This is a genomic window from Synechococcus sp. PCC 7335 (genome assembly GCF_000155595.1).
Lineage (GTDB): Bacteria > Cyanobacteriota > Cyanobacteriia > Phormidesmidales > Phormidesmidaceae > Phormidesmis.
In genome coordinates this window covers 197404-216845 of record NZ_DS989906.1, presented here as the reverse complement: position 1 = coordinate 216845, position 19442 = coordinate 197404, and the positions used below count along the sequence as shown (strand labels likewise).

22 protein-coding genes are annotated in these 19442 nt (G+C 50.4%); 13 read left to right on the top strand and 9 right to left on the bottom strand.

The window, feature by feature from the left end; translation table 11 throughout:
* Positions 1-267: 267 nt before the first annotated feature.
* From S7335_RS24150 to S7335_RS24140, 3 genes are read right to left on the bottom strand one after another with little or no spacing between them, the layout of a single operon-like run.
* On the bottom strand, positions 268-1245 hold the full coding sequence (locus S7335_RS24150) for an aldo/keto reductase (protein ID WP_006458179.1): 978 nt from the start codon (positions 1243-1245) through the stop codon (positions 268-270).
* Between the two features lie 14 nt (positions 1246-1259).
* On the bottom strand, positions 1260-1703 hold the full coding sequence (locus S7335_RS24145) for a carboxymuconolactone decarboxylase family protein (RefSeq protein WP_006458384.1): 444 nt from the start codon (positions 1701-1703) through the stop codon (positions 1260-1262).
* Complete coding sequence (locus S7335_RS24140; RefSeq protein ID WP_006458191.1) at positions 1687-2073, bottom strand: MerR family transcriptional regulator; 387 nt, start codon at positions 2071-2073, stop codon at positions 1687-1689. Before S7335_RS24140 ends, S7335_RS24145 begins: the two co-directional genes overlap by 17 nt.
* A 365-nt stretch (positions 2074-2438) precedes the next feature.
* On the opposite strand from S7335_RS24140, the gene S7335_RS24135 reads away from it, so the two are divergent.
* A complete protein-coding gene (locus tag S7335_RS24135) occupies positions 2439-3065 on the top strand; it encodes a hypothetical protein (protein WP_006458650.1) in 627 nt (208 codons plus the stop codon).
* A 155-nt stretch (positions 3066-3220) separates the two neighbouring features.
* Here S7335_RS24135 and S7335_RS24130 read toward each other — a convergent pair whose 3' ends face one another.
* On the bottom strand, positions 3221-3757 hold the full coding sequence (locus S7335_RS24130; protein ID WP_006458574.1) for a GNAT family N-acetyltransferase: 537 nt from the start codon (positions 3755-3757) through the stop codon (positions 3221-3223).
* A gap of 274 nt (positions 3758-4031) precedes the next feature.
* On the opposite strand from S7335_RS24130, the gene S7335_RS24125 reads away from it, so the two are divergent.
* Complete coding sequence (locus S7335_RS24125; RefSeq protein ID WP_038020082.1) at positions 4032-5177, top strand: transposase; 1146 nt, start codon at positions 4032-4034, stop codon at positions 5175-5177.
* 101 nt (positions 5178-5278) lie between these two features.
* Here the strand turns inward: S7335_RS24125 and S7335_RS28225 are convergent, their stop codons facing one another.
* Complete coding sequence (locus tag S7335_RS28225; protein ID WP_157620720.1) at positions 5279-5890, bottom strand: thermonuclease family protein; 612 nt, start codon at positions 5888-5890, stop codon at positions 5279-5281.
* A gap of 392 nt (positions 5891-6282) precedes the next feature.
* On the opposite strand from S7335_RS28225, the gene umuC reads away from it, so the two are divergent.
* Complete coding sequence (umuC, locus tag S7335_RS24115; RefSeq protein ID WP_006458524.1) at positions 6283-7560, top strand: translesion error-prone DNA polymerase V subunit UmuC; 1278 nt, start codon at positions 6283-6285, stop codon at positions 7558-7560.
* 42 nt (positions 7561-7602) lie between these two features.
* Here the strand turns inward: umuC and S7335_RS29645 are convergent, their stop codons facing one another.
* A complete protein-coding gene (locus tag S7335_RS29645; protein WP_369791700.1) occupies positions 7603-7785 on the bottom strand; it encodes a hypothetical protein in 183 nt (60 codons plus the stop codon).
* A 55-nt stretch (positions 7786-7840) separates the two neighbouring features.
* Here S7335_RS29645 and S7335_RS24110 point away from each other — a divergent pair, with 55 nt between their 5' ends.
* Positions 7841-8518: an NAD(P)-dependent alcohol dehydrogenase gene (locus S7335_RS24110; protein ID WP_227500121.1), complete on the top strand. Its 678-nt coding sequence runs from the start codon at positions 7841-7843 to the stop codon at positions 8516-8518.
* Positions 8519-8678: 160 nt separating this feature from the next.
* On the opposite strand, the gene S7335_RS29335 is transcribed toward S7335_RS24110, so the two are convergent.
* A complete protein-coding gene (locus S7335_RS29335; RefSeq protein ID WP_006458572.1) occupies positions 8679-8807 on the bottom strand; it encodes a hypothetical protein in 129 nt (42 codons plus the stop codon).
* Positions 8800-8949, bottom strand: coding sequence for a hypothetical protein (locus S7335_RS28220; RefSeq protein WP_157620718.1), 150 nt, complete (start codon positions 8947-8949; stop codon positions 8800-8802). The genes S7335_RS29335 and S7335_RS28220 overlap by 8 nt, the downstream gene beginning before the upstream one ends.
* Positions 8950-9401: 452 nt before the next feature.
* Here S7335_RS28220 and S7335_RS24100 point away from each other — a divergent pair, with 452 nt between their 5' ends.
* The 9 genes from S7335_RS24100 (at position 9402) to S7335_RS24060 (ending at position 17409) form a co-directional block, all read left to right on the top strand.
* Positions 9402-12176, top strand: coding sequence for a LuxR C-terminal-related transcriptional regulator (locus S7335_RS24100; RefSeq protein ID WP_006458530.1), 2775 nt, complete (start codon positions 9402-9404; stop codon positions 12174-12176).
* A gap of 134 nt (positions 12177-12310) precedes the next feature.
* Positions 12311-12577: a hypothetical protein gene (locus S7335_RS24095; protein ID WP_050766054.1), complete on the top strand. Its 267-nt coding sequence runs from the start codon at positions 12311-12313 to the stop codon at positions 12575-12577.
* Complete coding sequence (locus tag S7335_RS24090; protein WP_006458677.1) at positions 12574-13008, top strand: DUF6326 family protein; 435 nt, start codon at positions 12574-12576, stop codon at positions 13006-13008. The genes S7335_RS24095 and S7335_RS24090 overlap by 4 nt, the downstream gene beginning before the upstream one ends.
* Before the next feature lie 65 nt (positions 13009-13073).
* Positions 13074-13718, top strand: coding sequence for a class I SAM-dependent methyltransferase (locus tag S7335_RS24085; protein WP_038020078.1), 645 nt, complete (start codon positions 13074-13076; stop codon positions 13716-13718).
* Between the two features lie 19 nt (positions 13719-13737).
* Entirely contained in the window at positions 13738-14265 is a 528-nt protein-coding gene (locus tag S7335_RS24080) for a hypothetical protein (RefSeq protein ID WP_006458542.1), read from the top strand.
* A gap of 67 nt (positions 14266-14332) precedes the next feature.
* Entirely contained in the window at positions 14333-15292 is a 960-nt protein-coding gene (locus S7335_RS24075) for an NAD(P)-dependent oxidoreductase (protein WP_006458610.1), read from the top strand.
* Between the two features lie 48 nt (positions 15293-15340).
* Positions 15341-15961: a class I SAM-dependent methyltransferase gene (locus tag S7335_RS24070; protein WP_006458684.1), complete on the top strand. Its 621-nt coding sequence runs from the start codon at positions 15341-15343 to the stop codon at positions 15959-15961.
* Between the two features lie 6 nt (positions 15962-15967).
* Complete coding sequence (locus S7335_RS24065; RefSeq protein WP_038020076.1) at positions 15968-16612, top strand: VOC family protein; 645 nt, start codon at positions 15968-15970, stop codon at positions 16610-16612.
* A 110-nt stretch (positions 16613-16722) separates the two neighbouring features.
* Entirely contained in the window at positions 16723-17409 is a 687-nt protein-coding gene (locus S7335_RS24060; RefSeq protein ID WP_006458624.1) for a class I SAM-dependent methyltransferase, read from the top strand.
* Between the two features lie 659 nt (positions 17410-18068).
* On the opposite strand, the gene S7335_RS24055 is transcribed toward S7335_RS24060, so the two are convergent.
* The gene (locus tag S7335_RS24055) at positions 18069-19268 is read right to left on the bottom strand and encodes a transposase (RefSeq protein ID WP_006458635.1); all 1200 of its coding nucleotides are present in this window, start codon (positions 19266-19268) and stop codon (positions 18069-18071) included.
* Between the last annotated feature and the right edge of the window lie 174 nt (positions 19269-19442).

Sequence of the window (19442 nt, the reverse complement as noted above, 5' to 3'; positions counted from 1 at the left end):
ATGCCTCGATAGAGCATCATTTTTCGATGTCACGAAAGCTTAACGGAAACGTATGTACAGCACACGCAGTAGCTGATGTTTCAGATGGGAAGCGTGCCCCGGTAAGGATTAGTCATGAGTGTAGCTTCCCAAAATCACCGGTATACGGTCAAGCTTCGCTAAGTTGACAGTGCCTACTGGCACTATGAGGACTTGAAAACTGCTCTCAATAGTGCCAAAAACGAAGAGTTTTGACTAGTAGATATGTACTTCAGGAGGCAATCTATATCAACTAGCGTCAAGCCAGCTCATCCGTTCTTCCGCATAGCGTTCACCAGACGTAGCATTGTCGGAAGCAATGCGTTCTAGCCGCGATAGGTCTTCTTCACTCAACGCAACTTCAGTCGCAACTGCATTCTCCTCTACATAAGCAGGTCGCTTTGTTCCAGGAATAGGAACAATGTCTTTCCCCTGATGCAGTAACCACGCCAAAGCAATTTGAGCGGGTGTTGTCTCTTTCTCTTTCGCAAGTTTTTCAACCTGCTCAACCAGCTTCATATTCTTCGTAAAACTATCTCCTTGAAACCGAGGGTCTTGACGGCGATAGTCACTCTCAAATGACTCTGCTCGCTTAACCTTTCCTGTTAGGAAGCCTCTACCTAAGGGACAATAAGGTACGAAGCCAATCTTCAGCTCTCTCAATAGGGGCAATACCTCAGTTTCTACGCCTCGCTCCCAAAATGAGTACTCGGACTGAAGGGCGCTGATAGGATGAACGGCATGGGCACGACGAATGGTGTCTACGCTTGCTTCTGATAGTCCTAAGTACCTAACCTTTCCTTCGGCTACCAGTTCTGCCATTGCGCCTACCGTCTCTTCTATAGGCACCGCCTTATCTACACGGTGCTGATAAAACAGATCAATGTAATCGACACCCAGCCGCTGTAGCGAGTTATGACAGACTCGGCGTACATTTTCCGGAGTGCTATCAAGGCCAGAAATCTTACCGTTGTTGATTTTGAAGCCGAACTTAGTCGCAACCGTAACCAGGTCACGCCGTCCTTCGATAGCCTTGCCAACGAGCTGCTCGTTGTCGTTATAGACTTCTGCTGTATCGAAGAACGTAATGCCTAGATCAATCGCCCGATGAATTGTCTCAACTGCCTGTGCATCTTCTCTACCTTCATAGGCAGAACTCATACCCATACAACCAAGTCCTAGCGCCGATACCGTTAGTCCTTCAGTGCCAAGATGACGTATCTCCATAGTCATTTTTCTCCTTACTCTTTCTTGTTTCTATCTGCAATCTCATCTCTTTCTGCAAAAACCGACTTCGCCACAGCGATGCCGTTCAGCGCAGCGGGGAAGCCAGCGTAGACGGCCATCTGAATAATCACTTCAATCACTTCTGCACGAGTACACCCTACGTTCAAAGCACCGTGAAGATGAACTTTCAGCTGTGGTTGAGCATTTCCAAGTGCCGTCAATGCAGCGACTGTAGCAATCTCTCTAGACTTCAAATCTAGTCCTGGTCTGTTATATATATCTCCGAAGGGAAACTCAACAGTGTAACGAGCTAGGTCAGGGGCGACACCCTTCAGGCTCTCAATCACCTGCTCACCAGCTTCGCCATCGACCTCCTTCAGCTTTTGCCAGCCCCGGCGGTAACGTTCACTCTTCTTCTGTGAAACATCACTGTTTTCTTTCTCATCGACTACTGACATCCTGTTCCTCCTCTAATTGTTTGTAGTGTTGAATCTTCTCAGCTAAAACGTCTGCGTTTTGCTCAAGCGCTGCTATCTGCTGAGCTATCTGCTGTTGGTGCGCCTCTAGTAGATGACGCCGCTGAGCAAACGTACGATCTCCCTGCCGTCGTAGTTCGGCAAACTGCTGCATATCTCGAATTGACATGCCTGTCGCTCGCAATCGAGTGACGAATTCAATCCAACCAATATCCTGTTTTGAATATCGGCGGTGTCCGCTCGACGCTCGACCCACTGGATCGAGCAGTCCAATTCGCTCGTAGTAGCGAAGAGTATGAGCGCTTAGTTGAGTGATCGTTGCAACTTCTTGAATCGATAATTCTGTAACCATGCAAACACCATAATTCTTAGAGTGCGCTCTAAGTCAAGTCAGTCAATTACTTAGCTCGTTTAAGACGAAAAGAAGCGAATCAGCATCTACTACTAACCTACGGGTATCAAGCAAATGCCACATACAGTGTTCATCACAGGAAGGCTGTATCCTCGAACGGCTCCGGTAGGCAGCATCTCCAGAAAGTACCGTAATTTCTATAGCTTCTATACTCTGAGCTTTTCCGTACTGCCTATAGCAGTCGTAGAAGACCTAGGCCCATTACTTAGGGATTTTGGGACTGTTAGCGTGTTGTGTTTTAGCTGATAAATAGTGTCTAATAGCTAGACCGGGAAGAGCCAAAATGTCTGGGAATGCAGAAAGGTATGAATGCTCAGCCAAAACTTTGGGAATATGCTGAAGGACGTCCTGGCAATGGCCTGAAAGACCGGGTCTGTTCCTACAGTGGTTACTCTGAAATGACCGCACAAGTCGTCCACCGCCTCGAAGTTGTCAAAAGTCGAGTTGTCATCATCATCGGTTTTGGGGACAAACTACAACTTACAGAAACAACAGATAGAACGACAAACATGAGCTGTCAGGCTTTCGCAGTTAGCTTGCAAAGCTCTCCACTCCTTGTCAAACATCATGGTGTCCAGCACTGTGTAGAGATAGAACTTCTGCCTTGGGCCGCACGCGAACTTTTCCATGGCGCTTTTATGGAGCCTGGTGAAGGCGTTATCGATCTCGTAGAACTGTGGGGTAACGATGTACTGCTTCTGGCGGAGCAGCTCAGCGAACTAGACCAGTGGCAGCAGCGCTTTTCTCTGGTCGATAGATTCTTATCTCAACGAGCTTCAGAAGCACGGTGTGTCACCCGCTCAGAAATTAAGTGGGCATGGCAGCAGCTTGAAAAGTCCGGTGGTTGCCTTCCTATTGGGCTATCAGTAGCATCGGAACAGAAACGCACGCTAAGCACCGTAGGGACTGTACCAGTTGAACCCCTTTGGTAGAAGAGGGCTGAGATCCTTGATATACCGTTCTACTTTCCTGTAACAATTGAGGAAAGGTTTTTAGTACTGTCCAACAAGCACTATGGCAGAGGTTATAGACAGTTGGCCTGGCTGCGTGCAGTGTAAATAACCTTTGTGTAGTAGCTCTTTGTCAATCAATCAACAGGTCTCAATAGGAGTGATGTATCAGTCCACCCGTAGGCATACTCAATGAGAGTGCTACCTCTCATCTCAATACTTTTACTCCGTACGATCTGCCCTCCTAACGCTTCGTAGAATTTGCAAGCAGGATTATCTTCTAGCACCCAGACCAACATGGACTGAATATCCATCTGCCACAGTTTTTTTACTGCCAGTCGAACCAGTTCGCGGCCAATCCCTTGGTGTTGATGACTGCTCAGAATGTAGATAGCGTTGATTTCACCTCGGTAAAGTCGGTCATCTGTGCGCTCTCTACCACCATCTATAAATCCAACGACTTGGCCGTTTTCATCCTCTGAAACGTAGGTAAATCCGTTTGAGTCAGCCGCCTGAGCAAAGACTCTTTGCCATGAATTCTCTCGTTTCTCGTAGGATAAATCGGCTAGCACCTCATCTGGAATGATGCCTGAATATGTGTCTCTCCAGGTGTCTACGTGAACTCGTGCAATGACAGGTATATCATCGTAAGTTGCCTCCCTCGTCAGAGTCATGATCAGCTCCTAGAACACGTTCGCTTAGTAGCATGTTATCTAGGTATCAGCACTCTTGAGAGGGAAGTGATGTTGATAGCGATCACTATCGACTGTTTACGCTAGTGTTGCTTGAAGCGATGGTGTGTCTTCTGTTGCTATCACTGTAGCTGTTTTTCATAGGAGCAATCGTTTAGGTTTGCTGAGATCTTGCACCATTCTCAGAAAGGGTTGCGTAGCGGGTCAAAGTCTGAAAGAAAGGGCGTAAGTAAAAAAGAAGACGGTCAATACAACCATGCTTCAGCACGCCCGAAGGCTAGTTTATAGCCTAATTTCACTCATGCCTAGTCACTATCAAACAGCCAGTCTCAAAGCTCTGTTCGCTCGATTTCTCTCAGAACAAGGCCACGCTTTACCTGAACATACACCGCTCAAATCGCCTAGCTCGCTCAGCCGCTTCCTCAATCGCTATAGCTGGTCTACCCGCCAAGTCATTCGTACCACTCGCGCAGCAATCTTAGACCAGCTAGCCGTTCATCCGGTGGGGCCAAACGTGCCCGTTCGGTTATTGATAGACCTGACAACGTTGAGAAAGACTGGGAAGTTCTGGCATCTGAGTACACCGACTGAGGATGTCGATGCGCCAGAACCTTGGGTGAGAATGCTAAACGGCAAACGAGGGCTGCACCTAGTGGTAATGTATCTGGTCATCGGCGAACGGCGCATTCCTTGGAGCTTTCGTATCTGGCACGGCAAAGGAGAAGCGAGTCCATCGCAACTAGCTTGTAAGCTCCTGGCAACGGTTCCAAGGCGACTCATCCAAGGTCGCACTGTCATCGTACAAGGAGACACAGAGTTCGGCACCGTTGCCTTCTTCAATGCCGTACGGCGACGGCGATGGCGAGCCGTTGTGGGTGTCAGGAACAATCGCCTATTGCAGGATGGGCGTAGGCTCAAGGACTTACCGAGATGTGCAAAACGAGGCTTACAAGTCCGGCTAAAGGACATCGACTACCCGCTTACCATTTCCTGGTTTTGGCTCAAACGTGCAGACGACAAACGAGAGCTACGGTTTGTCGCTTCTACCTATCCTTACACGGGCATCTATCTGATTCGACTAGGGCGCAAACGATGGGCGATAGAAGGCTTCTTCAAAACAGTAAAGCATCAGTTTGGTCTACACTGCTTTGGCCAGGGAACAAAGCTAGGCGTTTACCGTTGGCTGATGCTCTCATTCATTGCCTATGTACTGGCTCACTGGATTGACCTATGGGCGTGGCCACCTGTGTTGAACTGGAAAGCAACCTCGCGGCTAACGATAGAGAAGTTGTTGCCTTCCGTTCGTTGGGCACTACTACTTAAGCACATCAGACGTGATACTGGTATGCCTGCCCAGTACGGCTTTGAGATTGTTCTCAAGTCTCTGCCTAGCTCTGTCTAATGAGACTGGTGCAAGATCTGAGTTTGCCCATCTTATAGGACATTTGATCGAGTTCCTTCAAACGTTGAGCATAGTGTGCGATCGCTTTCCGCTTGAAGTCGTCAACGTTGCCTCCTAAAATCCCAAGGCATTACAGGATTAGGTACTGACCAAAACACTAGACGATTCTGCCGTGCGATCGCTTCAGCTTCTAGATAGGCGTCTTGGTCGCATTGACTAAGGTATTGACGATAGGCGACGGCATGGCCACTCTCAACCAAACTAAGATTAATGTTGCGGCCCTGACTGAATATTTCAGCAACCGTGCGACCATAGCGGTCAGTGGCAACAGTACGCAAAGCAACAGGCGTATTGATAGGAAGCAGCGCTTGCAGGTACTCTTTCGAGCTTTCCCCAAAATCTTGAGCTAGTTCCGGAGAATCGACACAGCCAAGGCGAATGGTGGCATTCTCAGTGCCCGTTGTGACGCGCAGCGTATCGCCGTCTCCCACCGATAGAACACGCCAGTAGGGTGTAACAGCAGGTGTTGAAGTTGGCACGGTTTGTCTAGTTGGGCTAGAGGAACTTCCACTGTTGTGACAATGGTAGTCTCCGGTGCTGTGGTTGTTGTGGCATCCGCTAGCGTTCGTTCTTCCCGAGTGTGCAGCTGCACCACTACCAACAGTGAGTAGTATGCCGAGGATAGATAGAGAAAGCAACGGTTTGAGCTGCATAGGGATGAATGATGAGGCGCCTCGTGGACTACTTTATAATGCCCTGTTACTAGTACTGTACGAACTTTCCTCAAACTCCTTACAGAAGAAGGGCTTGATTTCTAATAAGCGTAGCAGTACTCTTAAGTTTTAGTTCATTTGTACTGATTTTTTAATGATTCAGGGAATTATCAGGTTGCTCCAGCTCACTTTAAAGAACCTGTCGCGTAACCATCAGTGATCCTATGTGACAACCGATGTCGTCCTCCCACATTGCTAAAAATCTATGATTGTCGCTGGTGCTCTTTGCCTAATTCCCTACCGATCGCATCTTCTGCCGCTTTATAGCTGTCCGGTTTCAGCCGGGGTGTTGTCATTCACACTATTCGCTCGATGAAGTGAACCTGTTACTCATGCCGATCTTTGCGCTCTGTGATGCCAACAATTTTTATGCTTCGTGCGAGCAAGTTTTCCAGCCCGCGCTGAACAATCGTGCAATCGCCGTGATGTCCAACAATGATGCGAATGTCATATCAAGATCTGTCAAAGCAAAAGACTTAGGGATACCGATGGGTGCTGTGTGGCATGAGTATAGAGATATTTGCGCTCAGCACAACGTTGTAGTTTTCTCTTCTAACTACGCCCTCTATGGTGATATGTCTCAGCGAGTAATGGCCTGTCTAGGCACGTTTACGCCGGATATGGAAGTTTACTCAATTGATGAGGCTTTTCTACAACTGGACGGCTTTGCTCACCTCGACCTCACTGACTACGGACGCCAGATGCAAAAGAAAGTCCACCAGTGGACGGGTATACCTATCGGTGTAGGCATCGGCCCAACTAAGACGCTGGCTAAGGTTGCTAACTATGTAGCTAAGAAACGAACAACAAGCGGTGTCTTCAACCTATGCGATCGCACCCTCCAAGATGAGGTGCTTCCTACTATTGCAGTTGGGGATATCTGGGGCATCGGTAGACGGTGGACGCTCAAGCTCAATGCGATTGGTATTGAGACTGCGGCTGACTTGCGAGCCGCTGAACCAAGAACAATTCGACAGGTGTTCAACGTGGTCGCAGAGCGGATCGTTCACGAATTGCGCGGAACGGCTTGTCTGGGATTAGAAGAGATTCAGCCGAAGAAGAACATCATGTGTTCGCGCTCGTTCGGGCGGATGATTGCTGAGAAACATCTGTTGTTGGAAGCGATCGCTGACCATGCCGCTAGAGCAGCCGGAAAGCTACGCGGCCAGGGCAGTCGCTGTGGGGGGTTGCAGGTGTTCTTGCAAACCAATAGATTCCGTCAGCATGAGGCGCAGTACAGCAATAGCTGCACCTGGTCATTCACAGTACCTAGCCGCGATAGCCGCGAGATTATCCATGCAGCCAGGGCATGTATGGCACAGCTGTATCGACCTGGGTTTGAGTACCACAAGTGCGGCGTTATGCTGGTTGACCTGGCCCCGGCCACCACCGTACAGGGAAACTTGTTTTGCTCTACTGATCACGAGCAGTCCGATGAACTGATGGTGCTGATGGATTCGCTCAACGCCAAGATGGGTAGAGGTACAGTTCGCTTTGCAGCTCAAGGACTAGAGAAGGGCAAGCAGCGAAAGTCTTGGGGGATGAGACAGCAGTGGCGATCGCCTCGGTATACGACACGGCTCAAGGAGATTCTGAGAGTTAGGTGCTGAAGGTACTGTCGCCTATGTATAGAATCGGAACCATTTTGTCCTTTAAGGCTGAGAGTCAGGCTGGCGCAGGGGTCTGAGGCCTAGCTGCTGACCAATCCATTCGGCTTCATAGAGATAGGCCCCGTAAACATTGAGGTGCCTTTGCCTAGTCGGCCAGACTGATTTGAGGTCATCGTCAGAAATTTCGTAGCCCTCTTTTCTAAGCTGCTGTACGACCTTGTCGATGTAGACGGTATTCCAAATGATGAGGTCTTTGTCGATTTGTCAGAATGCGGATTTGGTGCGTTCTCCGAATATATTTCTGTTCCCGAAAAGGCACTGGTGCAAAAGCCCACCAATCTATCTTTTTGAAGAAGCTGCAACAGTCCCCGTTTCTGGGTTGGCTGCGCTGCAAGCACTAAGAGACTATGGAGAAATCCAGCCAGGACAAAGGGTTCCGATCAATGGAGCCTCTGGTGGTGTGGGTTCATTCGCGGTGCAGCTAGCAAGAGAGTTGGGCGCTGAAGTGACAGCGGTTTGCAGTACTAGCAAGATGGAGATGGTGAAGTCGCTGGGCGTGGACTACGTGATCGACTACACGCAGAGCGATCCGACAAAGCCAGTGCAGCCCTACGATTTGATTGTAGATGCAGCGGCCTATCGACCGTTTTCTGATTTTTTGGGTGCGATCGCACCCGGCGGAACCTATGTAATGGTGGGTGGCGCTACCTCAGAATTCTTTCGTTCTATGCTTTTAGGGCCTTTTGCTGAACGATGGAAACCTAAGGCTAGTCGTCGTAGGGTGAAGTGTTTACTTTCAGCGCCTAATCAAGCTGATCTGACTGTACTAAAAGACTGGATTGAAGCAGGTAAGCTCAAGCCGGTTGTTGATCGGACTTATTCGCTCGCAGAGGTGCCTACGGCAATTCACAATGTAGAAGAAAGACAGGTTAAGGGGAAAGTCGCGATTAGTGTGTAATTAGAATTTTTCTTGCCCATAGAAACCACACGATGCTTCTCAGGCCATAAGCAGCACTTAATTCTGTGAGCGCAGGAATAAAGGTGATGACGCCTACAGCGCCTACGGCAATGTCGAAGTAGCTCAGCGCTTTTGAGAGTTGGTTGTGTGACAGCGCAGCCTAGCTAATGAGCAAAACCCACAGTCCACCTACAATTGCGTTACCGCCACCTAAGCCATCGACGACAAAATGCATGGTCAGCCAAAGCGATGCAGACTGCGCTGGATCTCTACCGTATGTTTCATACAATTACGCTAGCGCCAATGTTTGCCACCATCCCACTAGCAATGACTAGACCTGCATAGAAGGCGCTTGTACCCCCAACTGCCTTTTCACAGGCGCTTTCATCGTTCAATCGCTCGCTACGTAAGCTCATCAAGATCAAAGTCATCTTTCCTAACAAAGAAGCTGTCTTGAGATAGATGTGCCTAGCGAAGAACAACATTGCTAAGAAGTGGGGCCAACCGATTAAGAACTGGAAGGCAGTGCCCTCACATTTTGCTATTCTGTTCCCAAAACGCTTTGTCCTGTAAGAAAACAAGCGCTTACGCAAATTTTTAAACACTCTCCCGTTAATCTGAACATGACGGTCGCCTATCATAAGCGGACAGGGTATTACTTCGCTTCACTCAAACGCTTTAGGGCTCGATTTCACTCAGCAGCACCCATGATCGCTGTTGTTCAGAATCGGCCTCGAAGAGATTAGTGTTTGATTTCCAACTTGCATCCTTGTGAAAAGATGGGTATACGTATGGAAAATCCAATCTCTGCATAGTGAAAAAGCTCTGAATTCAAACTATTCACCATTTTTTAGGGTGCTTCTTAAAGCCTGAAAATGTATCTATGATTGGCTCGGCGGGACTAATCAACTCAAAAATCCCTCTCCTGGAGACCAAGCTCTACCTCCCAGAATGGTCTGCTGACTGGGTCTCGCGCCCACGATTAATTGACCGCATCCACACACAGCGCAAGTTGACCCTGGTTTCAGCCCCGGCCGGTTTTGGCAAAACGACGCTACTAGCAGAATGGATCGCAGCCTTATCCACCAGATCAGTTGCCTGGGTTTCGTTAGATCCGAGTGACAACGATCCGGCTATTTTCTGGTCCTATCTAATCACCGCTCTGCAAAACATTCATTCTGGTTTAGGGGAGCGATCGCTCTCATTACTGCGATCGCCACAGCCACCCCCCATCGAGTCAGTCTTGATAACCTTGCTCAATGAACTGACTGCCGTTGAAAATACTGTCGTGATCCTCGATGATTATCATGTGATCGTAACCCAAGCCATTCATAACGGAATCGGCTTTCTGATCAGCCATTTGCCGCCTCAAGCGCATCTAATTATTGCCAGCCGTACCGACCCGCCCTTATCGCTGGCGCGTTTAAGGTCTCATGGAGACTTGAGCGAGCTGAGGGCAAGCGATCTGCGGTTTACGCCGGATGAAGCGGCCGCTTTCTTGAACCAAAGAATGAGATTATCAATCTTGCCGGACGAAGTGACTGCTCTGGAGCAGCGGACTGAAGGCTGGATTGCCGGATTGCAACTCGCAGCCCTATCTCTGCAAGGGCGAAAGGATGTCGCTGATTTTGTTGCAGCGTTTTCAGGCGACGATCGTTACATTGTGGACTATCTGATGGAAGAAGTCTTGCAACGGCAGCCCGAACACGTCCGTCGTTTTTTGCTACAAACTGCCATTTTGGAACGATTGAACGGTTCTCTGTGTGATGCGCTCACCAGCCAAACCGATGGTCAGGGAATGTTGGAAAGGCTGGAACGAGGCAACCTATTTATCATTCCGCTGGACAACAAGCGTCAGTGGTACCGTTACCATCACTTGTTTGCCGATGTGCTTCAGGCCTATGCTCAGATGGAATGGCCAGAACGAATGGCTAGCCTGCATGCACAGGCAAGTGAATGGTACGAGCAGAATGATCTGTTCGCTGATGCGATTCGTCATGCTCTAACCGCCCAAGATTTTGAGCGAGCGGCAAGTCTAATCGAGCAAGTGTGGCCTACTATGCGTCAGCGTCAGCGACAAACCACTGTACTGGGCTGGATTACGTCACTCCCTGATTCGCTGATTCGCCACCGCCCTGTCCTCAGCGTTGCCTACGCCTTGGTGCTGTTGAACGATGGGCAGTTAGAGGCGGTTGAATCTCGCCTACAAGACGCAGAAAGATGCTTGGAAGCAGCCGCAAACTCACGGGAGTCGCTAGCCGTTGAAAGCATTGTCACGGAGAACGCACAGCTGCGGTCTTTACCTGCCTCTATCGCCAATGCCCGCGCCTACCGGGCGACAGCGCTGAAGGATGCGTCTAGCACTGTGACCTATGCTCAGCAGGCCCTAGAACTGCTGCCAGAAGATGAAGAGTACGAGCGAGGCACAACCGCAGCCCTACTTGGACTCGCTTTCTGGACCAGCGGCAGGCCAGAAGCCGGCTATCATTCCTTTGCCGAGGGTCTGGCAATTTTTAAGCAGATGGGCCTTCCACAGATGGCTATTGGCGGCACCTTGATCCTGGCACAGATGAGCATAGCCCAAGGGCGTCTTCACCAGGTAATTAATATTTGTGAGCAGTCCTTACAACTAGCGACAGAGCAGGACGGCCCGGTGCGGGCGGGCACACCAGAACTGTATCTGGGCTTGAGCGAAGTGCGCTACGAACAAGGCGATTTGGCGGCTGCCAGCCAGCTGTTGCTGAGCGGTGAAACCCTACGTCAGCAGGCTTCGCTATCGGGGGTTAAATATCTTTGGTGGGTAGTGCAAGCACGATTAACAGCTGCCAAGGGCGATCTAGAGACCGCCCTCGACCAGCTTCACGAGGCTGAACGGATCTATTCCCAAACGCCTATGCCAGTTCCAGATGTGCGCCCGATCCCAGCGTTGAGGGCACGGCTGTGGCTGCGGCAAGGCAGACTGACTGAAGCCCTAAGCTGGGTGCGAGAGTGTGGTTTATCGATGGACGATAAGCCAGACTATCTACGTGAATACGAACACTTGACCCTAGCCAGAGTTGCGATCGCTCAGTACGAGCGTGATAGCGGTGGGTGCAATGAGACGGGCGAGGGAATGCATCGGGTCATCGGTCTCCTGACTCGATTACTGGCAGCGGCAGAAGCTGAGGAGAGAACTGGCAGCAGCATCAAAATTTTGGTGGTTCTAGCCTTGGCGCAAAAGGCTCAGAGTGATGTTTCAGCGGCGATCACAGCCCTAGAACGCGCCCTTACCCTAGCCGAACCGGAGGGCTATGTTCGCATCTTTGCAGAATCTGGAACCCCGATGAGACAACTGCTGCAAGAGACCATGACTCGCGGTATTACAGTAACCTACAGCCAGCGGCTCTTGACCACTTTAGAAACGTGGGGACAAAAGCCTAAAGAGCCATCCCCTCTCCCCCTCTCCCCCTCTCCCCCACCCCTAATTGAACCCCTTAGCCAACGGGAGCTGGATGTTCTCCGATTGCTCAATACCGAACTATCCGGCCCAGAAATCGCCAGTGAACTCGTCGTGGCCTTGAGTACAGTGCGCACCCACACCAAGCGGATTTACAGCAAACTCAATGTCACCAATCGCCGAGCCGCTGTGAAACGAGCCGTAGAGCTAGAGCTGATTTAGGCGTTTATCCCCGCAAGATTCTCCATAAATCCCCACATCCAATCCCCACATCTAGGGACAACAGCTCCCCATATTCGTTTGTATTTTCAAGTTGTTCAGGCAAGCCGTGATTAGAGCAGGTGATTGCAACTTCCATGAGTCAACTACGCGGTTCAGCCAACGGTCACCACCCACTTGAATACGAAATTTGTGTCAAAGGACATCTCGGTCGTCGTTGGAGCCATTGGTTTGAGGGATTCACGATCGCGCTCAAAGACAACGGTGAAACGCTATTGTCTGGCCCAGTAGTTGATCAGGCGGCGCTCTATGGACTGCTGATTAAGGTGCGTGATTTGGGGCTACCACTGGTGTCGGTCATGCCAGCCCAAACAGAAAATTTGGACAAAGGAGAACAAACATGAATTTGCAGAAACAAATACTGGCAATGGAGATGAAAGCCAAGCTATCAAACCTGTGGATATTTTATCTTTTTAACACCATTTTTCGAGATATCCATGAATTTATTGAGCCTGGATTCATTGAACAAGTGATGACCGGGACATTCAATGGCATTCAAATAACAGAAAATCTGTTGCTCTTCGGTGGTTTCGTCGCTGAAGTGCCAATCTCTATGGTTCTCCTCTCTCGACTGTTGCCCTATGGCACAAATCGCTGGGCTAACATCATTGCCGCTGTGATTACCCTCGCGTTTGAGCTCAACAATGGCACTACCGATCTGGACGATACCTTTCATCTGATTCTTAAGATGGTCGCTTTGTTATTCATAATTTGGTTGGCCTGGCGATGGCGGAACTCGGCTCCCAAGCAATACTCAACTAGTCAGGAAGCATGATTTTTATGGACGTGCCTCAGATGTGAGAAATGAAGAAACCGTTTAATTAAATTAACGAGGATGTGATGAACACTTCAGCTAAATTTTGGAATAAAATCGCCGCAGGTTATGCAAGACAACCAATCGCGGATGAAGCAGCCTACCAAAAGAAACTCCAGGTCACGCGGGAGTATTTGCGGCCCAGTATGAACGTGCTGGAATTTGGTTGCGGCACTGGTTCGACCGCTATTGTCCATGCCCCTTATGTGAAACATATTCGAGCAATTGATTTCTCATCCAACATGATTGTGATCGCCCAAGGGAAGGCGGACGCCCAGAACATCCAAAACGTCACCTTTGAGCAAGCCAGCATTGACGAGCTAAGCGCCCCTGACCAAACTTACGATGCCGTATTGGGCCTGAATGTGCTGCATCTGCTCGCCAATAAGGAAGCCGTGATCGCTAAAGTCTATGACCTGCTCCAACTGAGCGGAGTCTTCATCACCAGTACATTTTGCCTAGGGGATACGATGGCCTGGTTCAAGCTGGTTGCCCCGGTGGGTCAATTCTTGGGGCTGTTTCCGTCAATTAAGGTGTTTACAGTCAAAGACTTAGAGAACAGTTTGACCGATGCGGGATTTGCAATTGACAACCAATGGCAACCGAAGGATTACAAATCGCCCATCGGTAACGCGAAAATCGTGTTCATTGTGACTAAGAAGACTGAGTAGAGTTGAAGGTTGAATTCCGATGAAAAAAGTTGCTGTATTTGGCAATGCGGGGGCTGGCAAATCCACCCTCAGCCGGCGTCTAGGAAACATGACCGGACTCCCCTGGGTGCCACTCGATTCGATCCAATACCGGCCCGGTGGTACCGAAGTGCCCCCCGCCGAGTTCAAAGCGGCCCATGATGAACTGCTGCTGCAAGACCAGTGGATTGTAGATGGCTTCGGCTCTATAGATACCGTCTGGGAACGACTGAAAGTGGCCGATACCTTGGTGTATCTCGACATGCCCGTATGGCGGCATTACTGGTGGGTGACGAAGCGATTCTTACAAGGGGCTTGGGCATGGCCTGCTGGTTGGCCAGAGGGCAGCTCGTTATTGAAAGGGACGTTGAAGTCCTACCCTACCGTCCGGTTGTGCCATGCCAAACTAACCCCAAAATATCGAGAGTATGTAGCGCAAGTGAAGGCAACAAAGCAGGTCTACCATCTGCGATCACGCTCGGATATCGACCAGTTCTGGAAAACGATAGCAGCAGAATTCCAGATATAAGTTCTGGGGCAGTCGCCAAGGAATATGGCAGACGGCCCCGTTCAACCACCTTTTTTAGAAACTAGCCATGAAGATCTTTATTGCCGGTGCCTCAGGCACCATGGGTCACGCATTGATTCCTCAATTAGTCAAGGCTGGCTATGCGGTTACAGCGTTATCTCGCACACCGCAAAAGCTCCACGCTCTGAAACAGATGGGGGCAACACCAGTACTCGGGGATGTTTTTGATCGTCCTCATCTCAACCAGCTGGTGGCTGACGCGGCGCCGAACGTGGTAATTCATCAGCTCACCAGTCTGGGAAATCAGGCCCAAGATCCCTTCACTGAAACCAATCGCCTCCGCACCGAGGGCACAGCTAATCTGATTCATGCCGCCCAGCGTACCTCAGTTCAACGGTTTATTGCCCAAAGCGTGGCGTTCCTGAGTCAATCTCCCGATGGTGAACTGACCCATGAAGCGACGCTCCTCTATCGGGATGCCCCTCCTCCTCTAAGGTCTGTTGTTGAGGCCGTTGCGAGTTTAGAACACCAAGTGTTGTCGTTAACGGAAATGACGGGAGTGGTGTTGCGGTACGGCCACTTCTACGGACCGGGCACATACTACGCCAACGATGGTGTGATCACTACGGCTGTTCGCCAAGGGCTCTATCCCATTGTTGATCAGGAGGCAGGAACCTGCTCTTTTGTTCAGATTGAAGATGCCGCAACGGCAACGGTACAGGCGATCACCCAAGGTTCAGCGGGTATCTATACCATCGTTGATGATGCACCTGTGCTGATGCGGCAATGGCTCTCAGACTATAGTCGCTTACTCCAAGCCCCTGCCCCGCCTGTGCTCTCAGCGGAAATGGCCCGCACTCAGCTCGATCCCGTTTCGCTCTACTTTGCCACGCAACAACAAGGGGCCGTTAATCAAAAAGCGCGACAAGTTTTAGGCTGGCAGCCTCGTTACTCAAACTGGCACGTAGGGTTTCAAGCCATGCTGGGCGCCCAACCCAAACACCCAGGATTTAGCGCTGCGCTCTGAGGTGACCAGAAGTTGCCACCGTGTTGTTGAAAACCCGTGAGGAAAACGATGCAGAAAAGTCAATTTTGGGACAAGATAGCCGAGAAATACTCGAAGCAGCCCATCGCCGATGAAGCCGCTTATCAGAAAAAGCTGGCGGTTACCCGCGACTACTTTCAGCCCGATTGGTCGGTGTTGGAAATCGGCTGTGGTACTGGGTCAACGGCCATCCTCCATGCTCCTTACGTGAAGGATATCCGCGCCATCGATTTCTCGGCCAATATGATTGCGATCGCCCAAGCAAAAGCCGAGGCTGAGCACATCGATAACGTCACCTTTGAGCAAGCCATCATTGAAGACCTCGATATTCCGGATCAGAGCCTGGATGCGGTGCTGGGCCTCAGCATTTTGCATTTGTTGAAAGATAAGGAAGCGGCGATCGCTCGGGTCTATCAAATGCTCAAACCAGAGGGCATTTTTGTCACCAGTACCGCCTGTATAGGAGACACAATGAGCTGGTTTAAGCTCATTGTGCCTATTGGTCGATTCTTCGGGGTTTTCCCCTTTGTCGCTATCTTCACCACAGAAGAGCTGGCAGATAGCCTGACCCATGCCGGATTTGAACTGGACTATCAATGGCAACCCGGTAAGGACAAAGCGGTGTTCATTGTGGCCAAAAAGCCTGCGTAAACGACCATGAATATGACGCTGGATCACGTTTTTATATTGGTTGAGCCGGAAGCTCAGGTGGGCGATCGGCTGCTGGAACACGGCTTTCGAGAAGGACCGAGCAATACCCATTCCGGTCAGGGCACGGCCAACCGTCGGTTTTACTTTGCCAACGGCATGCTGGAGCTGATTTGGGTGCGAGATACCGATGAAGCGAGAAATGGGCCAGGCCGAAACCTGCACTTTTCTGAACGCGCTGAAGATCCCAGCGCCTCGCCATTTGGCGTTATTTTTGTGCCCTGCAAAGTCAATGTCAGTCACGACATGCCCTTCCCCGGCTGGCACTACCAACCCGCTTACTTCCCGCTCCCAAAAGGGTTCCATGTGGGTGCCAATTCTAAAACCTTGCTAGAACCGCTCTGTTTCTATTTCCCATTCCATAATCCGGGCGTACCCCGACCACAGTCTCATCGCAACCCTCAGACGATTAGTGAGGTGATTATTTCCACCCCCTCAACCGATACACAAGGCGTGCTGGCGCTGGCTTCACAAACCGATCGCCTCTCGATGCGATCAGGCCACGAACATCTCCTGGAAATCACATTGGATCATCATGCCTCAGGGCGCACAGAAGATTATCGTCCGGCCCTGCCACTAATCCTGCGTTGGTAACCTCACACCCTCTGTAGAGTGGGCACTACCCACCAGCCTTAATTCTTTCCATCCATTGAATCGAATCAACAAAGCGTAGAGCCCTCTGCAACCAGAGGGTCGATTTAGCCATGCCATTAAATACAACCCTTCCTACATTAGACCACTGGGAAACTGCCCCTAGCATCGACACCCTGCGATCACTCTACGATGCCTCTGCCGATCAATGGCACGACAATTTGACCCGTCTGGGTCAGCTCCATGATTATCAGCTGCTGTTTGAAGATCCGGTCGTGGGCGATCGCTTAAGATATCTTGACCCAACGTCGCATATTCTCGACTGTGGCATAGGAACAGGCGCTTTTAGTCTGGCACTGTTGGACAGTATCGATCAGCCCGTCCGTGTCTCCGGCGTCGATATTTCTTACCCGATGCTGACCCACGCTCAACAGAATTTGAAACATCGCTGTGCAACGCTTGATTTTCGATGGGGAGATATCAGGTACTTACCGTTTGCTGATGAGTCTTTTGACGCGGTCATCTTTGCCCATGTTTTGGAGCACCTAGTCGAACCTGTAGAAACCTTACGAGAGATGGCTCGCGTCTTGAAACCGGGCGCCCCTCTAATTGGCTCAGTGACACGCAAATGTCTGGGTCAACTCCTCCTATCCCTGCGTTGGCAAAATCGAGGATACACCTCCCACCAGCTGGACGCTTTCTTGAAAGCAGCTGGACTTGAGGCGGTTAAATCCTTTGACTATGGTACTGGCTGGTCGAGATGGATGTGCCAAGCCGCAGTCGGGATTAAACGAAGATAAAAAGTCAAAATATGATGAAAGCCACTGTATTAAACCAATATGGTCTGTCGACGAGCTTGAACTGAAAGAGGTGGAAAACTGACCTCAGAAGAAGGAGACAAAAAAAGTGTGGGAAAGCCCAGAAACTCGTTGGTCACACCTTAAGAACATGCTCATACCCAGCTAGCCCAGGCTTTTGGATAAGTAGTACATACAGTCTTAGCCATAGCGCTCTTTATTGATTCTCGGAAAATAGTGGCTGAAGCGACGCAAACTCGTTCCATGAGAGCAACAACTTCTACGAAGTTTCGCTACTTTCAGCAATACAATTCCCAAAGTCATTATTGAGCGATAGTCTGCTGACGCAGAGTAGGTGACGTACTGTGTGCCAGCAGAAATGCTCGAAAACTGTATATTTGATCTTCTCATTATCTAGTCCTTTCTATACCCCAATGAGAGTGTGTCTCAGTTCATGTATCAGAAAGGCTTTCTCAGAAGTCTAAGGATACTGTTGGCGAACTCAGACTATACACTGTTGTTGCTTCTTGAACTGTTGCATGAACATCAGTAAAGCAGTCATGGATAGAAGATAACCACTACTAAGCTGGATAGACTGTGACATAGGGCTTTCGCCTACGTCATAAATTGTTGTTCATCTGATTCTAGATACTGTTGTTGTCCTAAGCTGTCTTCAAAGCTTTGAAGTGCGAGATCCTTGTCTTGGCTTTCGGAACGCCCTGGAACCAGTTGAACAAACGGTCGATGTTGAGCGCAGCGCCAACCGCCATATTCTGTAGATGCGTCTTCGCTTGTCCGATATAGCGAGAACGGCGTAGCCCATAGCTGCCAACGCCTTGCGCTATCGTCCCTTCGATGCCCGCCCGACGACGATAGCGTTTCTGACCAGCCGTGGTTGCTTGGATGGCTCTCGCTCGGGTCAGCGCTTCGTGTGCCGCCTGTGGTAGCAGATGCAAGGTGCGACCGACTGGCGGCTTCGCCCTCGTACACAAATGACGAGCCGAGCACTGCCGACAGTCAGTGTTGCTGAACCTAACCAATAGGTAGGGGTCGCCAGAGGGACGCTGATACTGCATCCAGGCTTTAGAGGTTTTCCCTTGCGGACAGCTTACCTGTTGCTGTTGCCAGTCAATCTGGAAGTCTGCTATGCCGTATGCCCCTTCAGTTCGATGCTGCCAACTGGGGTCTGACCGTGCAGGGCCGACGGTTTCGATGCCTTTGGCTTGTTCACTCACCAGTAGCAAAGCATCAACATAGGCCGCATCTACAAAGTGTTCAGCAGGCCGCAGTTGCTTCGCGATAAGTGCGTCGTGGATGCCCTCGATGCAGAGGGCTTCGTGGCGGCGAGCATCGGTGGTCATTACATGCGTTATCAAGCGAACGCTGTTGCTATCGCAAGTCTCGCTAAGGTGAGTCCGGTAGCCCACCCAACTGATGCCTTGGCGACGGCAGTAGCGTGCTTCGGTATCGTAGGGTGACTCGATGCAATCTGCCTGAGAATTCAGCTCTCGGCTACTTTTCCAACGCAGGCCACTGCCATCCTCCCCTTCCCCTTCGCTGTAGTGATACTGCCAGAGACTTACCAACGTTTGAACGGTCTCCAGGGCTTGGCCTTCTGCGGCGACTTCTGAGTCAGCTAGGCACTTCAGCAAGTAGTCACCATCTTCGCCAATCCGTTGCGCGTAAGCCACCCGCTCGGACTCTTTGGACGGCAGGCGATAGTTTTCTATCCGACGGCCATAGCGCTCGTACCAGTCGTCGGGAGCTATCTGTTGTAACCATTCTGGTGCGAGTTCCGCCAGGTCATTGAGCGCCGCTCGCAGACTCTCGCCAACCAGTTCTAGGCGATTCAAGTTTCGCACTGCACTCAGGATGTGTGTCGAGTCCGTGCGCTGTGCGCCGCCTGCTTTGACTAGCTTGAGAGTTCGGCAGCGCTCGAGCAGTTTATTAAGCAGCAGATGTTCGGCTTCGCTCTGTAGAACACTTGGCAGTGCTGCTAGTAAATTCGCGTCCCAAGTACCATTGACTGTTTCTTA

Coding starts and splice junctions, on each gene's coding strand:
- S7335_RS24150 (WP_006458179.1), bottom strand. CDS start 1,245: ATGGAGATACGTCATCTTGGCACTGAAGGACTAACGGTATCGGCGCTA.
- S7335_RS24145 (WP_006458384.1), bottom strand. CDS start 1,703: ATGTCAGTAGTCGATGAGAAAGAAAACAGTGATGTTTCACAGAAGAAG.
- S7335_RS24140 (WP_006458191.1), bottom strand. CDS start 2,073: ATGGTTACAGAATTATCGATTCAAGAAGTTGCAACGATCACTCAACTA.
- S7335_RS24135 (WP_006458650.1), top strand. CDS start 2,439: ATGAATGCTCAGCCAAAACTTTGGGAATATGCTGAAGGACGTCCTGGC.
- S7335_RS24130 (WP_006458574.1), bottom strand. CDS start 3,757: ATGACTCTGACGAGGGAGGCAACTTACGATGATATACCTGTCATTGCA.
- S7335_RS24125 (WP_038020082.1), top strand. CDS start 4,032: ATGCTTCAGCACGCCCGAAGGCTAGTTTATAGCCTAATTTCACTCATG.
- S7335_RS28225 (WP_157620720.1), bottom strand. CDS start 5,890: ATGCAGCTCAAACCGTTGCTTTCTCTATCTATCCTCGGCATACTACTC.
- umuC (WP_006458524.1), top strand. CDS start 6,283: ATGCCGATCTTTGCGCTCTGTGATGCCAACAATTTTTATGCTTCGTGC.
- S7335_RS28220 (WP_157620718.1), bottom strand. CDS start 8,949: ATGACTTTGATCTTGATGAGCTTACGTAGCGAGCGATTGAACGATGAA.
- S7335_RS24100 (WP_006458530.1), top strand. CDS start 9,402: ATGATTGGCTCGGCGGGACTAATCAACTCAAAAATCCCTCTCCTGGAG.
- S7335_RS24095 (WP_050766054.1), top strand. CDS start 12,311: ATGAGTCAACTACGCGGTTCAGCCAACGGTCACCACCCACTTGAATAC.
- S7335_RS24090 (WP_006458677.1), top strand. CDS start 12,574: ATGAATTTGCAGAAACAAATACTGGCAATGGAGATGAAAGCCAAGCTA.
- S7335_RS24085 (WP_038020078.1), top strand. CDS start 13,074: ATGAACACTTCAGCTAAATTTTGGAATAAAATCGCCGCAGGTTATGCA.
- S7335_RS24080 (WP_006458542.1), top strand. CDS start 13,738: ATGAAAAAAGTTGCTGTATTTGGCAATGCGGGGGCTGGCAAATCCACC.
- S7335_RS24075 (WP_006458610.1), top strand. CDS start 14,333: ATGAAGATCTTTATTGCCGGTGCCTCAGGCACCATGGGTCACGCATTG.
- S7335_RS24070 (WP_006458684.1), top strand. CDS start 15,341: ATGCAGAAAAGTCAATTTTGGGACAAGATAGCCGAGAAATACTCGAAG.
- S7335_RS24065 (WP_038020076.1), top strand. CDS start 15,968: ATGAATATGACGCTGGATCACGTTTTTATATTGGTTGAGCCGGAAGCT.
- S7335_RS24060 (WP_006458624.1), top strand. CDS start 16,723: ATGCCATTAAATACAACCCTTCCTACATTAGACCACTGGGAAACTGCC.